This is a genomic window from Bradyrhizobium sp. SEMIA (assembly GCF_014844175.1).
Classification (GTDB): domain Bacteria; phylum Pseudomonadota; class Alphaproteobacteria; order Rhizobiales; family Xanthobacteraceae; genus Bradyrhizobium; species Bradyrhizobium arachidis.
Genome location: NZ_CP046601.1, coordinates 6,334,624 through 6,347,891, shown reverse-complemented (window position 1 = coordinate 6,347,891; position 13,268 = coordinate 6,334,624). Strand labels below are relative to the sequence as shown.

The window sequence follows — 13,268 nt, the reverse complement described above, 5'->3', positions numbered from 1 at the left end:
GGACTGAACATGCGCAAGGTTCTGGCGATTTTGGTGATCTCGTGCTGGGCCAATTTGGCTTACGCACAAAAGGCCGACCTCGTTGTCACGAACGCAAAAATCGTGACGCTGGATTCTGCATCGACGATCGCGCAGGCTCTCGCGGTCCGCGAAGGCAAGATCGTTGCAGTTGGCGGCAACGATGCCATGGAAGGCCTGATCGGGCCCGCGACGCGCCGCGTCGAGGCAGGCGGACGCACGATCATTCCGGGATTGATCGATTCCCATATTCACGCCGTGCGCGCCGGCCTGACCTACGCAACCGAGGTCAACTGGATCGGCGCAAAAACGGTTCGAGAGGCCATGGAACGCTTGCACCAGGCGGCAAAAGCGCGCCCGGCGTCCTGGATCATCGTGGCCGGTGGCTGGAGCGAGTTGCAGTTTGCGGAGAAGCGGCGGCCAACCCTGGCCGAGGTGATGTCGGCAGTTCCCGACAATCCGGCTTACATCCAGCTGTTCTATTCGGCGCTGCTGATGACGCCGAAAGCGCAGCAAGCGCTCGAGATATCCGCGGATCAATTGCCGGCCGGAATCACGGCCGAGCGCGCCGCATCGGGCGAGACCACGGGCTGGTTCAACGGCTCCATTGTCAGCATCTCCGCGCTGTTCGATCGCCTGCCGAGGCCGAATTTCGAAGACAATGTCGCCGGGACCCGGCAGTTCTTCACGGAGCTCAATCGCCTCGGAATTACCGGGATCGTGGATCCCGGCGGCTTCAGCATTTATCCCAGCCACTACGCCGCCTTGCAAAAGCTTTGGCGCGAGAAATCACTTTCGGTGCGAGTCGCCTTCAGCCTGTTCGCGCAGAATGTCGGCGCGGAATTCGAGGAGTACAAGGGTCTCACGCCGTTCCTGCCGATGGGATTCGGCGACGACATGCTGCGATTCAACGGAATCGGCGAGCGGATCACCGGCGCCATGTACAACAACAACGCGCCCGACGCGGCCGCCAGGGACAAGTTCCTCGAGATCGTTCGCTGGGCAGCCAAACAAGGGCTTACCGTCACCATCCACTGGCAGGAAGACAAATCCGTCCACCAACTCCTGGACCTCTATGAAGAGGTCAACAAGGAGACGCCGATCGCACCGCTGCGCTGGTCGATCGCCCATCTCGACAACGCCTCGTCCGAAACGCTGGCGCGCATGAAGGCCCTCGGTGTCGGCTGGACCATGCAGGACGCCATGTACCTCGGAGGCGACCGTATCGTGGTGCAGGCGGGCGAAGCCGCGCGCAGCATGCCGCCCATCGTCACGGCGTTGCGCACGGGCGTCCATGTCGGAGCCGGCACGGATGCGCATCGGGTCGCATCCTACAATCCATTCGTCGCGCTGCAATGGATGCTCGACGGCAAGACCGTCGGCGGAGTATCGACACGCGGCCCGGACGAAACACCCAGCCGCGAAGATGCCTTGCGCCTGTACACGGTGGGAAGCGCCTGGTTCTGCTTCGACGAGACGCGGCGCGGCACGCTCGAAAGCGGCAAGCTCGCCGACTTCGTGATTCTCGATCGGGATTTCATGTCCGTCCCCGTCGAGCAAATCGGCGCCACGACGTCGCTGCTGACGGTCGTGGGCGGCAAGGTGGTCTACGCAGCGGATGTTTTCGCGAGCGCGAAATAATGCTGCCGGGCCCACCAGCAAATCAACTGTGCAAGTTCGTTATCGCAGCTTGCCGAGCCACAGCGCGGTGAGCGCCGAGCGATTGCTCACGCCGAACTTGGCGTAGATCGACTTGACGTGGAAATGCGTGGTGTTCGGACTTTGGTCGAGCCTCTGCGCGATCTGCTTTTCCGTGTCCCCGTCGAGCAGTGCGAGCAACACCCTGCGTTCGGCAGGCGTCAGGGGCGCCTCGGCGATGAGCAAACCGTGACTGAGCAGTTGCTGCCGGCAAAACCATCGCAAGGCGCGCATCACGAAGCCCAGACGCTGGGCGTCCTGCGCCGAGAAGCGTGGTGACTGTGTGTCGCGAAATACGAACAGGCGAATCCTCACGTCGGCGTTGAGCGCGATGCGCACGGAAATGCTGTCGGCGAAGCCGACGTCCAGATAGTGCCGGCGATAGTGCTCGCCCTCGAACCATTCCGGCGGCAGCGCTTCGAACAGCAGGCGGACGCGGAACGGCTCATCTCCCGACATCGATAGGATCTGAGACAGGTCGACGTTGTCGGACCACAGCTTATCGTACTGCTTCTGCACGGATGCCGCCACCGCCGGTATCGGATCCAGCACGCGGACGAGGCGCGGACGCCAGCCGAGCAAGGGATCGGCCCGCTTCGGCGAAGGCAATCGCACGACCACACCCCATAGCACATTGCGTGCCGACAACATGGTGCGCAGTGCGGCCAGCAGATGTGTCAGTGCGGCGTCGCCGTCGCCGACGGAGAACTCGGCCAGCCGATCCCAAAGTGCATAGACATCTTGATTCTGCGGACTGGTGGAATCCGTGGATAGATACATGTCCCCCCCGAAACGAGTGCGCAGGTCACCGACCTTCGAGCAAGCATAGGAGACACCGGACCACCTTTCTAGGTAGTTCCCGGACGCATCAAGTGGCGCGATATTCAGTGCGGGTGTTGGGAGGACTGGCCTTCTCACCGTCACGATATTCGGAGATTAACGATGCGCACAGCAACGGGCGCGCGCCGGCTTGACACGCCCGACGACGACCGGACGGAGCGGCGATGGCGTCTCGGCTTTTTCATCGCCCTATTCTGCGCCGTCTTGATTGCCCTCGCGGCCTTCGCGCAGGAGCAACCCGCTAAAGCGTTGATTCGACCCACCGGCCCGCTGCCGGCGATCAACATTCCCTGATCGGGCGCTGTTGACGCACCATTTGCCTGGAGCCGAGATTTCATTTGCATTGGAAATTGTGTGATCCAGACCGCTAGCGATTGGGCATGTTTGCTCATGCTGATTTCAGTTTGCCTTGGGGCCTGCTTTGTCTGGGCATTCTGGGAGATCGAAGAAGCCCGCCGTCGCCGAGAATGGAATCGTGAGCTCGTGCGCGAAGCACGACGCTCGCTAACGCCCAGTCATTAGCCAACTCCTGGAGATCATCATGCGCGCCGTTGCAACTGCTGCGATCGCAAACGCTTTTGTCCGGGTGTTCCCCGCATCGTCATTGCAGGCAAACGTCCTCGAGCAGACCGCGTTGTTCTGTGGAGCCGCCCTCTTGGTGTGGCTGCTGTCGATGACCTATGGGCTGGATCTCAGTGCCGGATTCTTCTAAAGCGCGATGAGATTGGGATGAATCGTCATCGCGCTTTAGGTTGTTGTTTGCGCATGATCTTTTCGGAAAACCGCTTCGCACTTTTCCGGATCATGCTTTAGCCGATCAGCATCTGATTTTTTGCGTTTGCTTCGGTATCCAGGTCCGCTGAGCACATGTGCGGGGGTCGTCGCGCTCTTCAGGGGCAAGTTGATAGAAGGACGCGGAAATGCGCTGCTCAGACGTTTTGCTCTGCGGCTCGAAGTCCTGGGTTGAAGGTGCCGGCTGTCTCGCATCTCTTCTCGTCTTCGCCACGTTTTGCATGAAGACGATGCTCCAGCTCAGGATCACGGCCATCTTGAGCAATGTCGCGTTCATCGCATGTCTCGGACTTCTCGATATCGCGATCGACGGGCCGGAATCCGACCATTCGGGTTTATCTTCAGATACTCACCGCGATCGGTGCTGAAAGCTGTGGTGTCGAGCAACGCCAGGCATTGCCCCATAAGCCCTGTTGGGCCCAAACCAGGGAGCCGCCCCGCCGGGGAGTTCGAGGCCCATTCTGCCTGCTGGCGTTAACTCACAGTCGTTCAAAATATCCCTATTGGGATACTGGGCCTGAAACGAAGCTGGATTTTGAGTCGCCCATGTCGGGCACTGGGCGCTTGCAGAGCTTATCGCGCCAATCGATATAATCGCTGCAATGATGGAAGTCCTGAATCTAACCATAATCGTGCTCCGAACGTTTGTAGTTTCGTGCGGAGCATTCGCGCTGGCAGAATCAGCTGCTCTGTCGAAAGCGTTTCCTTCGAATTTTTTTGATGGGAGTTAGATAGGTACGCGCTCGAGAAATGACACGCAGTGGAAAATCACAGCTGCGCGAACGGCAGATCGGTACGCTCACCGTTGCGTGACCCGCACATCCGCGCATGTCTGAAGTCGGGATTACGGTGACAGAGCACTCAATGACTCCGGCCGTTTCCTGGATTCGAAGGCTCATGAATCAACGACACTGTCACCGCAATTGCGATCCTAGATCATGCGCCGAGGCTGTTGAAACGAGCCGCCAGCCGCTGGCAAGCGAATGATAGCCGGTGCAGCAGCACATCCCATCGAATGATTCGACCAGCGCTGACGACGGAGACAAGCCCCAAAGCCATCAGCAGCATGCCAAGCCAGGTCCAGACCCATCCGTCATCGTCCGCCTCGGCGGCGGAAAGTGCGAGCGGCATCGCCGCAGCGGCAATGACGTCACTGGCGGCCGGCGTCGCCGCCAGCAGTGCCTCAACGTCGACCTGGCGCAGCGCGATCTCGTCAGCCGTGAGCCGGTCGCGTTTGGAAAGGGGGACCGGCAACGCGCGGGTTGCGATCCCGGCGGCGAGGACGGGACTGGCATCAACCACCTGCGCGAGCACGGACGGGCTCGGCCGGGACGCATCCGCAGCTGCGGAGCGCGGCAGCTCCGCGCGCGCATCCACCACCACCTTCCGCTTGTGCGCCGCGGTCTGGTTCTCTTCGGCGCTAGCGACACGATGTTTGGCGGCGCGTTGCTGAACCAGCTTCTTCACCCTCTCTGTTCCTTCGCCGGCCTGGAACCAGCATCTGCGCCGGCCTTCCAACCGATAGACCCAGTGCTGGCCATCGGCGGTCGACTTGCCGGGCCGCGTCAAGCACTCCGCTTCCGCGGGAGCGGGCGCAGGGGCTGAGGCGGGACCGACATTGAAGAGTTCGGAAATGGAGGCCGAAAACGCGGATGATGTCGACAGACCCGCAAGAAGTGCAAAAGCGGCGTAACAAATTCGCAAATGACCGGACATGAAAAACCCCGGTGTTGCGCCCCCTGCCCGGACGGGAGTCTTGGCCGTGACCTGGGTCGCAATGCGACTTAAATCCGGCAACGCGGTGGATTCATTTTGGCCGCAGGCGAGACGCAAGCGACCTTTCGCCATCTCCTCAAGGTCGCACTTGCAAGCATCAGCGCACGCATAGTTGCAAAGGCGGTAACTTTACCCGAACGGATGTAGCCGATGTACCGGCTGCCAGACGAAGCGCTACATCCGAACTGACGACTGGGCTTTCGACCTTCGCAGGATGACATTCTGTCCGGAGTGCAGAACCCGTCCGATTGCGTGGAGCGATTGCGATGAGGGAGGCTAGGATGGATTTTTCGCGGATGTCGGATGGGATCCGGCTGCATCACGCCTCTCATCGGCACGATGGGTACGATGGTGACGACGAAGCGGGTCCGGCACCGAGCGCGCCGTTCCCGACCGATGCAGTCGGCGGTGGCGCCCTGGTCCATGATCCCGGCCCGTCTGCAGGTCAATTCGCAGGTCAATCTGCAGGTCCTGAAGCGCACCCCGCGAGCGCGAATACCCAGTATCGTGACTCCGACCCGATTCAATCCAAACATCCCACATCGGGGGTCGACACAAGCGGCCACGCCGGCAATCACGCGGTGAGCCTGGATGTCTCGTCCATCACACCCGCATCCCATGCCGGGATGGGCGTTGCTGCGGTCGGGAGCGGAGCCAACACGGCCGGGAACGGCGGAGACGGTTACTTTTACGGAAGTCTCATTCACGCGTCCCTGTTGGTCTATGAACCGATCAACATCTCGGTGAGTTTGGGATACGGCTCGGTCGCCCTCGCCAACCAGTCCAACAATTTGAATGTCGATCAATCCGCCTTTCAGATGGCCGGCGTCGGCGGCCATGGCGGCAATGACAACATGGCATCGGGAGGCAGCGTCAGTACTTCCTTGGCCGCCGGCCTGATCGCGAGCGGCGACAACGGCGCCGGAAACGGCGGCAGCGGTCATTTCTCGGGTGCGATCGTGGACGCTCCCGTGGTGATCTATCATCCGGTCAATATTGCGGTGGCGGCCTCGAGCGGCACTGCGCATGCAAGTCAATCGAACACGGTGGACATCGATCAGTCGGCCACCCAGATCGCGGGCGTCGGCGGAAGTGGCGGAAATGGCAACGTGGCCGCCGGCGGCAGCGTCATGACGCTCGACCCCAGCTGGGGATCAAGCAACGGCGGGAGCGTCGGGGACGTTCAAACGGGCGGAAGCCAGGCCGGCAATGGCGGCGACGGCGCGTTCTACGGCGGGCTCGTCCATTCCTCCGTCGTGGTGTACGACCCGATCAACATCGCAGTCGCGGGCTATGGCTCCAACACTCATTCGGTCCAGACCAACGACGCCTATTTCGATCAATCCATCATTCAGATCGCCGGCATTGGCGGGCACGGCGGCAACGCCAACGCCGCGGCGGGCGGCCATGCAAACCTCCTATCTCATGGCCTTTGGGGCGGCTCCGACACGATCGCGACCGGTTCGAACGGCGCAGGCAATGGCGGCAACGGATATTTTGCCGGCAGCCTGATCGATGTCAGCGTCGCGATCTATGCACCCATCAATATCGCAATCGCAGGTCCCCATTCGACGGCCGTAGCCGATCAGGTCAACAACGTGCACATCGACCAGAGTGCTATCCAGATCGCCGGTGTTGGCGGGGACGGCGGCCACGGCAATCTCGCGCTGGGTGGCGATCTCGCCGCCCATCTTCTGTCGGATCTTCACCTGATGGGATAGCGGAACATCGTGCCGCTCGCGCAAGCCCGATCGCGAGCTGCCTCGATGCTCTGCACATGCGAGCTCGCCCTGCGGGGCCCTCCGGATGTCTCGAGCTCCGGTGTTGCGCGACGAATGTCCATACTTTCGTACGTAGATCGACCAAGCCGGATGGTGTCCGATTTGACATCTATCGCCATCGCGCGTGGCCGGATCAGACTTGCCGCGCGCGTCCGCCTGATCGGGATGGATGATGCACGAAAGCCAACAGAGGGAGGCACACATGATGCCCAAAGCGATCAACATCTCGGACTCGATCGAATTCAAATCGATCAGCACCGGTGGTCAGAACGTCGGAAATGGTGGCGACGGCACCTTCAAGGGAGCCATCATCAGCAAGCCGACGGTCAACTTCGATCCAAGCAACAAGGCAGTCGGTGCCGACGTGCACGTGAACACCGGCGATCACGTCAAACAGACGGCAGATTGGGATGCCGGCGGCGCCAACGCGAAGGCCTCGTATTTTTCGAAGGCCCATGGCGGCGACGCCGAGTCGAACGGAAGCCAGAAGTCCTACAGCGGTTACGATACCTCCAAGGTCTACGCCAATACGGATGCGACCCAGACCAACAAGCTCTGGGTGGACCAGCATCAGGAAGTCGTGGCCGGCGTCGGCGGCCATGGCGGAGACGGCAACGCCGCGCTCGGCGGCGAAGTCAGCTTCCATCTCGATACGTTCTGACCACCAGCTCGTCCGGCAGGACCGGTGGCCGCCGCCACCGGTCCTGAAGTTCGAGCCAATACCCCGCCGAACTCGTTGGCGGATGATTTTGGCCATCGGCCAAGTGCGCCGGACCTCGATTTCAGGCGGTGACTATCATGCTGATGCCGCCCATTCGGTTGCCCATCCTGCCGCAGATCGGGACGCCGCTGCACGCGGCCCTGCGGTCCTGCGCGGGACCGCTCGGTCTCGTATTCGCGTATAGCTGCAGCTACAACCTGCTTCTGTTCGCGCCCTCCATCTATCTTCTTCAGATCTACGACCGGGTGTTGTCGAGCCGGAGCGGCGACACGTTGCTCCTGCTCACGCTCATCGTCGCGATCACGGTGGTCGTCGGCGGCGTATTCGATGCATTGCGGCGCGCCGTCCTTGGACGCCTTGGCGCCTGGCTCGACGATCGCCTTCGTCCTTGCGTGCTCTCGGCCGGCCTCGAATCGGCGCTTCGCAGCGATTGGACCCAGGCGTCGGGCGCATATCGGGATCTCACCGTGCTGCGCCAGTTCGTCGAGTCCGGCGCATGTCCGATGCTGTTCGACGCGCTCTGGGCGCCTTTGTTCCTCCTTGTCCTCTTTCTGATCCATCCCCTGCTTGGCGCGGTGGGCGCCTGCTGCGTCGCCTTCCTGTTCGCGCTCACGGTTGCCGGAGAGCTGGTCACGGAAGACGTTCTGCTCAGATCCGGCGCCGCGCTGTCCAGAAGCTGCGGCCGCCTTCAGACTGCAGCGAGCAACATCCACATGATCCGCGCCATGGGGATGTTCGACAACGCTGCGCGCATGATCCACCGTGACGCGCAGCACGCGCGCAGAGAGCACGATGTGGCGCTCCGGCGCGGCGAGATCGTCTCACTGGCCGCCAAGCCGGTTCGCGCGCTGTCGCAGGTCCTGATCATGGGCGCCGCCGCATGGCTCGTCCTCGATCACGGGAAGAGCCCGGCCATCATCTTTGCTGCCACGCTGATGTTCAGCCGGGCGCTCGCGCCGGTCGAAAGCGCGGTCGCAGGCTGGAAATCACTCGTGTCGGCCGTGAGCGCCTGTCAGCGGCTCGGCGCTCTTCTTGCTGCATTCCCCGTCGCCCGGCAGCAGAGCGCGGAGGATGCTCCACTCCAGGCGCGAAGCGGCCTCGTCGTCGACAATGTTGACGTGCGGCTTGCGGGGACCAACCATCTTCTCCTGAACGGCATCTCGTTCAGCCTCATGCCCGGAGAATGCCTTGGCATTATCGGTCCGTCCGGGTCGGGCAAGTCCTTGCTCGGCCAGGTGATCGCCGGGCTGTCGATGCCAACGCGTGGCCGTGTCGTCCTCGACGATACCGACGTCTTGCTGCTTCGCGAGGGCCGAAACGGCGACCGCCTCGGATATCTCCCCCAGGACATCAACCTCCTCGGCGACACGATCAACGACATCATCGCACGCCTTGAAGATGCCGATCGGCGGAAGGTCATCGAAGCGGCCAAGCTCGTCGGTATCCACGGGGCGATCATGCGCTTGCCGCTGGGTTACGACACGGTGGTTCAGAGTGAAGCAACCTTCTCGCGCGGGTATCGGCAGCGCCTCGGCCTCGCCCGCGCCTTCTTCGGCAGTCCACGCCTCGTCGTTCTCGACGAACCCAACGCCAGCCTGGACTACGGGGGCGAGCGAATGCTCCTGGATGCGATCGAGCGCATGAAGCTCGCAGGCGTCATCCTTGTCGTCGTCACTCACCGGATGGGTCTCCTCGCCGCCACGGACAAGATTGCCATCATGGAGGACGGTGCGGTCGCCGCGTTCGGCGACAGCGAGGACATCTTTGAACGGCACCTGAGCCGCCCCCAGGTTACTTCGCAGATTGCGCCATGATCTGGAATTCCCTCACCATATGGAAGCATCCCGCCGTCTCGAGACTTCCCATGATCTGGGACCAGCTCATGCGAGCGCCGACAAGCCCCTCGCCCGCCCGACGATCTGGCGTCGTGGTGACCGCGATCGACGATTTCGAGCCTCTGGAATTTCCATGGTGCTCGACGCCCACGCCGATCTCTCCGCGCGGAAGGCTTCGCGGTATTACCGTTGCGGGCAATCTGCTGGTGCTCTGCTTCATGCTGGGGCTCGGGACATGGGCGAGCCTCGCGCCGCTCGAGAGCGCCGCGATCGCGTCCGGCGTCGTGGAATCGGAATCGAGTCGCAAGACGATCCAGCATCTGGAAGGCGGTATCGTCAGCAAGATCCTGGTTTCGGATGGCGATATCGTGCGCAGCGGCCAAACGCTGATCGCGCTGGAGGACACAAGGGCGAGCTCGGAGGTGCAAAGTCTTCAAGGCCAATTTTGGGATGCAGCTGCTCGTGCCGCACGGCTTCAAGCCGAGCAGCAGAGATTCGATAAGATCGCAATCCCGGACGCGCTGGAACAGGACAGCAGGCAGAGCGGAGTGGCCGCCGCTGCAGTGTCGGCGCAGCAATTCATTTTCCAGGCGCGCCTGCAGGTTCACGAGTCGCAGATTGCGGTCATTCGCGAACGAAGGCGTCAAGTCGAGAAGGAGATCGAAGGTCTCAAGGCTCAGGAAACCGCCACCGGGCAGCGGGTCGACATCGTTCGGGAGGAACTGGATATGGTCGCGACCCTCGTCAACAAGGGACTCGAACGGCGGCCGCGGCTTCTGAACCTGCAGCGGGAGCTGGCCGAGGTCGAGGGCCGCCGCGGCGAGACCGCCGCGCAGATTGCTCGCGCCGGGCAGGTCATCAGCGAACAGCAGGCCACCTTGTTCAAGCTCGAGAGCGAGAGACAGAACGAGATCGCACAGTCGCTTCGTGAAGCACAGAACCAGATATTCCAGCTCCGCGAGCGGTTGCTTGCGGCAAGGGACCAGCTATCGCGAACGGAGGTCAAGGCGCCCGAGGACGGCGTGATAACCGATCTGCGGTTCATACGGCCGGCGGCGTCATCGGAGCGGGTGCTCCGCTCATGGACCTGGTGCCCCGGCAAGACCGTCTCATCGTAACAGCGCGCCTGAGGCCCGAGGACATCGATGTGGTTCATCCCGGCCTCCACGCCGAGGTTCACCTCGTACCGTACAATCAGCGCCGCGTACCTCGCCTGAAGGGGACCGTCGTGCACGTATCCGCAGACCGGCTCCTCGACAAGCGCACCGACCAGCCATACTACGCGACCAAGATCCGGATCGACGACGGGCAGATCGCGGCGAACGACATCCAGATCGTCCCCGGCATGCCGGTCCAAGTGTTCATCACGACGGGGCGCGGCACCGTGGCTCTCTACGCGCTCAGGCCCCTGCTCGACAGCTTCCGTGGTGCATTCAGAGAAGATTAGGTCTCGTGCATGGGAGCTGCGCCGCCGTCGTGATCGCGACTCTGCGCGGGCAACCGGCCGCGCCAGCGGAGGACGGCTTCCGTGCGATTGTGCGCGGCACATTTCCTCATGATATGCTGAATGTGCATTTTGACTGTGCTTTCCGAGAGGCCCAGTTTGGCGGCGATCAGCTTGTTGGGCAGGCCGAGCTCCAGTTCCGCCAGAACCTGTTGCTCACGAGGCGTGAGATCGTTCACGCTCCTGTCGATAGCCACTCTGGCTCCCTCGTTCATCAGATATGCGGGCCCGCGCGCATCAGGCGGCTCGAAATCCGGTATCCTGTTGATCCCGGCCACGGGCAACGGCCTGTAGGCGCCGCCGACAAGAACAAGGCGCAGGCCAGCTATCGCGATCTCGATCGGCAGCGAGGAGGAAAGAAAGCCGCGCACGCCCCGCTGCATCGCGGCCTGCACGGTCGGCTCGTCGTCATGGTTTGACAGGACCACAGTGGCGGCATTGGGACAACACTCCGCAACGAAGGCGAGATCGTCCTCAACCGAGGGATCGCCGATGGGCTTGTCCGCGATACTCAGCATCACCAGACGAACATCGCGGGCTGACGTGCAGTCCAGGCCTTGGGCCGTTGCCATGTCAAGGATCTCAAGTTCGTCCAACTCCCTCCTGAGGATCTGCAGAATGCATGTACGAGGCAACAGAAGCGGCTCGATGATCACCAGAACCGGCAAGTGAAGCGATTCATTGAGCCGTTTTGACGGGTTGGTTATGTCGTGCATGATGTCCTCGAGATGAAAAGAACTTCCGCGATATTCCCATTCCGTATTGCGTCTCCCTGCTGCCCGCATTCATCCTGAATGCATCAACACGAGAGCGGCGCAGTGCCGCCGTTAGTGCCGCATCCACTGCGGGATCACTTGACACCTGGGTGGAAGTTCTTTCCGCTCAAAACATTTGGGCGCGCACCACGCCGTGGCGAAGTCGACGCATTCCCTCAATTGCAGATATTTCGATACGCCGTTGACGCCGCCGACCCTGACTTGCCGTCGACGACATATGCTTCATCCTCCTTCACGAGATACAGAAACGGCCTCTCTCCAGTCTCGCCGCCTGACGCGCTTCTTCCTTTCGCGCGCCCGCAAATCGTATCCACGGGGCGTCCAAGCATGTTCTTTCGCGTTGCGCGCTTCACGTCGCTGAGTTCGAGCGTTTCCGGAGTTCCCATCTGCGTCGCGATCGCAACCTTCGCCTTGTCCAGAGCAGGATCCGGCATTTCCGCGGGCCGTTCGCTGATCCTCGTTCGCGGGGACGAAGCTTTGGCAAGCTCGGTCGATCCGCGTTTTTTCGAGGTTGATGTCTTGCCGGGCTTTGCCGGCGTTGCGGAACTCGATCTGACAACCGCAGGCTCTGGCGCCAACGCCTTCGGCATTGGCTGCGCGGATTGGGCGACAGCAACCCTGTCGAAACAGGGCCGTGACGCACACCCGAGGAAATACCCCCGGGAAGGCGCAAACCAGCCAAAGCCGATCAGGACTCCTGCCAGCACTCCGACAAAAAGCAGTCCCATCCGATTTCCCCTCCTCGGGAGCTCGGCTCGCACTCGTAACTAGGACTAATTCCGCGCTGGTGATCTATCTGTTGCGCAAAAGCATTAAGCGCCCATTAAGCGCGCCGCTGTCCGGCCCATGTCCGGATGGCCGGACTGGATCAGGTTCCAGACGAGAAAGGCCGATGGTGAGAGCAATCATGGCCGATTTGGTCCGCTCTTGGACCCTTCTGCAACTTGCGAGTTCGTCTGAAGGTTTGCGCTACCAAACGCTGCCGATCGCCGACTTAGGGCCTTCAGGCACGAGACGCAACGAAGGCAATTGGGCTCGAACAGAATCGCCGGGGATCAACGGAGCTGACCAACATTCGGCCGCTCATAACGGTCGGGTCACAGGTTCGAGTCCTGCCGCTATCACGGTGACAGTGCATTCAACGGCTCGGCCGTCTTCACAGCTCCAAAGGCTCGTGAATTGAGTCCGCTGCCATCGTAACCCGCTCCACTACGTCCGCCGTTCAGCATATCATCGGATTATCCCCGTGGTCGCAAACGCCGCCCGGCTGCTCCGAGGGCGCCGGCGCAAATGCGTGGTAGGCCGGCGTCGCGATCGACCGGTCGCCCTCGATGCGAGAGCTGCCGGACCCCACGCTGTGCTCGGCGTGTCGATCGCCGGCGCGGTGCTCGCGTGCCTGGAGCGGCGTGCCAGAGATTGCGGTGACGACCAGTCCGGTCAACAGGGCCTTGAACAGCACCGACCCCACGGGATTTTTGAATGATGTCATCGTGGCTACTCCTTCTCGATTGGGTGATCTCTCGCAAG

General features: G+C 61.9%; 14 protein-coding genes. 8 read left to right on the top strand and 6 right to left on the bottom strand.

Annotated elements, in window-relative coordinates; translation table 11 throughout:
- Nucleotides 1–9 precede the first annotated feature (9 nt).
- Nucleotides 10–1,659, top strand: a complete 1,650-nt coding sequence (locus FOM02_RS30785) for an amidohydrolase (RefSeq protein WP_027562627.1) — start codon at nucleotides 10–12, stop codon at nucleotides 1,657–1,659.
- A gap of 39 nt (nucleotides 1,660–1,698) precedes the next feature.
- On the opposite strand, the gene FOM02_RS30780 is transcribed toward FOM02_RS30785, so the two are convergent.
- Entirely contained in the window at nucleotides 1,699–2,634 is a 936-nt protein-coding gene (locus FOM02_RS30780) for a helix-turn-helix transcriptional regulator (RefSeq protein WP_231164122.1), read from the bottom strand.
- Between the two features lie 24 nt (nucleotides 2,635–2,658).
- On the opposite strand from FOM02_RS30780, the gene FOM02_RS30775 reads away from it, so the two are divergent.
- Together FOM02_RS30775 and FOM02_RS30770 are read left to right on the top strand one after the other, a co-directional pair.
- Nucleotides 2,659–2,850, top strand: a complete 192-nt coding sequence (locus tag FOM02_RS30775) for a hypothetical protein (RefSeq protein WP_027562625.1) — start codon at nucleotides 2,659–2,661, stop codon at nucleotides 2,848–2,850.
- A gap of 247 nt (nucleotides 2,851–3,097) precedes the next feature.
- Complete coding sequence (locus FOM02_RS30770; RefSeq protein ID WP_167336560.1) at nucleotides 3,098–3,268, top strand: hypothetical protein; 171 nt, start codon at nucleotides 3,098–3,100, stop codon at nucleotides 3,266–3,268.
- Nucleotides 3,269–3,373: 105 nt separating this feature from the next.
- Here the strand turns inward: FOM02_RS30770 and FOM02_RS30765 are convergent, their stop codons facing one another.
- On the bottom strand, nucleotides 3,374–3,625 hold the full coding sequence (locus tag FOM02_RS30765; RefSeq protein ID WP_027562624.1) for a hypothetical protein: 252 nt from the start codon (nucleotides 3,623–3,625) through the stop codon (nucleotides 3,374–3,376).
- Between the two features lie 659 nt (nucleotides 3,626–4,284).
- Nucleotides 4,285–5,064: a hypothetical protein gene (locus FOM02_RS30760; RefSeq protein WP_027562623.1), complete on the bottom strand. Its 780-nt coding sequence runs from the start codon at nucleotides 5,062–5,064 to the stop codon at nucleotides 4,285–4,287.
- A 341-nt stretch (nucleotides 5,065–5,405) separates the two neighbouring features.
- Here FOM02_RS30760 and FOM02_RS30755 point away from each other — a divergent pair, with 341 nt between their 5' ends.
- The 5 genes from FOM02_RS30755 to FOM02_RS30735 all read left to right on the top strand — a co-directional run bounded on the left by FOM02_RS30755 (nucleotide 5,406) and on the right by FOM02_RS30735 (nucleotide 10,908).
- Entirely contained in the window at nucleotides 5,406–6,845 is a 1,440-nt protein-coding gene (locus tag FOM02_RS30755; protein WP_231164123.1) for a hypothetical protein, read from the top strand.
- Nucleotides 6,846–7,107: 262 nt separating this feature from the next.
- On the top strand, nucleotides 7,108–7,566 hold the full coding sequence (locus tag FOM02_RS30750; protein WP_027562621.1) for a hypothetical protein: 459 nt from the start codon (nucleotides 7,108–7,110) through the stop codon (nucleotides 7,564–7,566).
- A gap of 137 nt (nucleotides 7,567–7,703) precedes the next feature.
- On the top strand, nucleotides 7,704–9,440 hold the full coding sequence (locus FOM02_RS30745; RefSeq protein WP_035730787.1) for a type I secretion system permease/ATPase: 1,737 nt from the start codon (nucleotides 7,704–7,706) through the stop codon (nucleotides 9,438–9,440).
- 50 nt (nucleotides 9,441–9,490) lie between these two features.
- The gene (locus FOM02_RS30740; protein ID WP_265440441.1) at nucleotides 9,491–10,579 is read left to right on the top strand and encodes a biotin/lipoyl-binding protein; all 1,089 of its coding nucleotides are present in this window, start codon (nucleotides 9,491–9,493) and stop codon (nucleotides 10,577–10,579) included.
- Nucleotides 10,543–10,908 carry an HlyD family secretion protein gene (locus FOM02_RS30735; RefSeq protein ID WP_265440440.1) on the top strand — a complete coding sequence of 122 codons (366 nt, stop codon included), beginning with the start codon at nucleotides 10,543–10,545 and terminating at the stop codon, nucleotides 10,906–10,908. Before FOM02_RS30740 ends, FOM02_RS30735 begins: the two co-directional genes overlap by 37 nt.
- Here the strand turns inward: FOM02_RS30735 and FOM02_RS30730 are convergent.
- From FOM02_RS30730 to FOM02_RS30720, 3 genes are all read right to left on the bottom strand, one after another.
- The gene (locus tag FOM02_RS30730) at nucleotides 10,905–11,681 is read right to left on the bottom strand and encodes a response regulator transcription factor (RefSeq protein WP_035730786.1); all 777 of its coding nucleotides are present in this window, start codon (nucleotides 11,679–11,681) and stop codon (nucleotides 10,905–10,907) included. The two genes, FOM02_RS30735 and FOM02_RS30730, sit on opposite strands and share 4 nt — an antisense overlap.
- Before the next feature lie 215 nt (nucleotides 11,682–11,896).
- Nucleotides 11,897–12,469 carry a hypothetical protein gene (locus FOM02_RS30725; protein WP_231164125.1) on the bottom strand — a complete coding sequence of 191 codons (573 nt, stop codon included), beginning with the start codon at nucleotides 12,467–12,469 and terminating at the stop codon, nucleotides 11,897–11,899.
- A gap of 494 nt (nucleotides 12,470–12,963) precedes the next feature.
- Nucleotides 12,964–13,230, bottom strand: coding sequence for a hypothetical protein (locus FOM02_RS30720; protein WP_027562616.1), 267 nt, complete (start codon nucleotides 13,228–13,230; stop codon nucleotides 12,964–12,966).
- Nucleotides 13,231–13,268 lie beyond the last annotated feature (38 nt).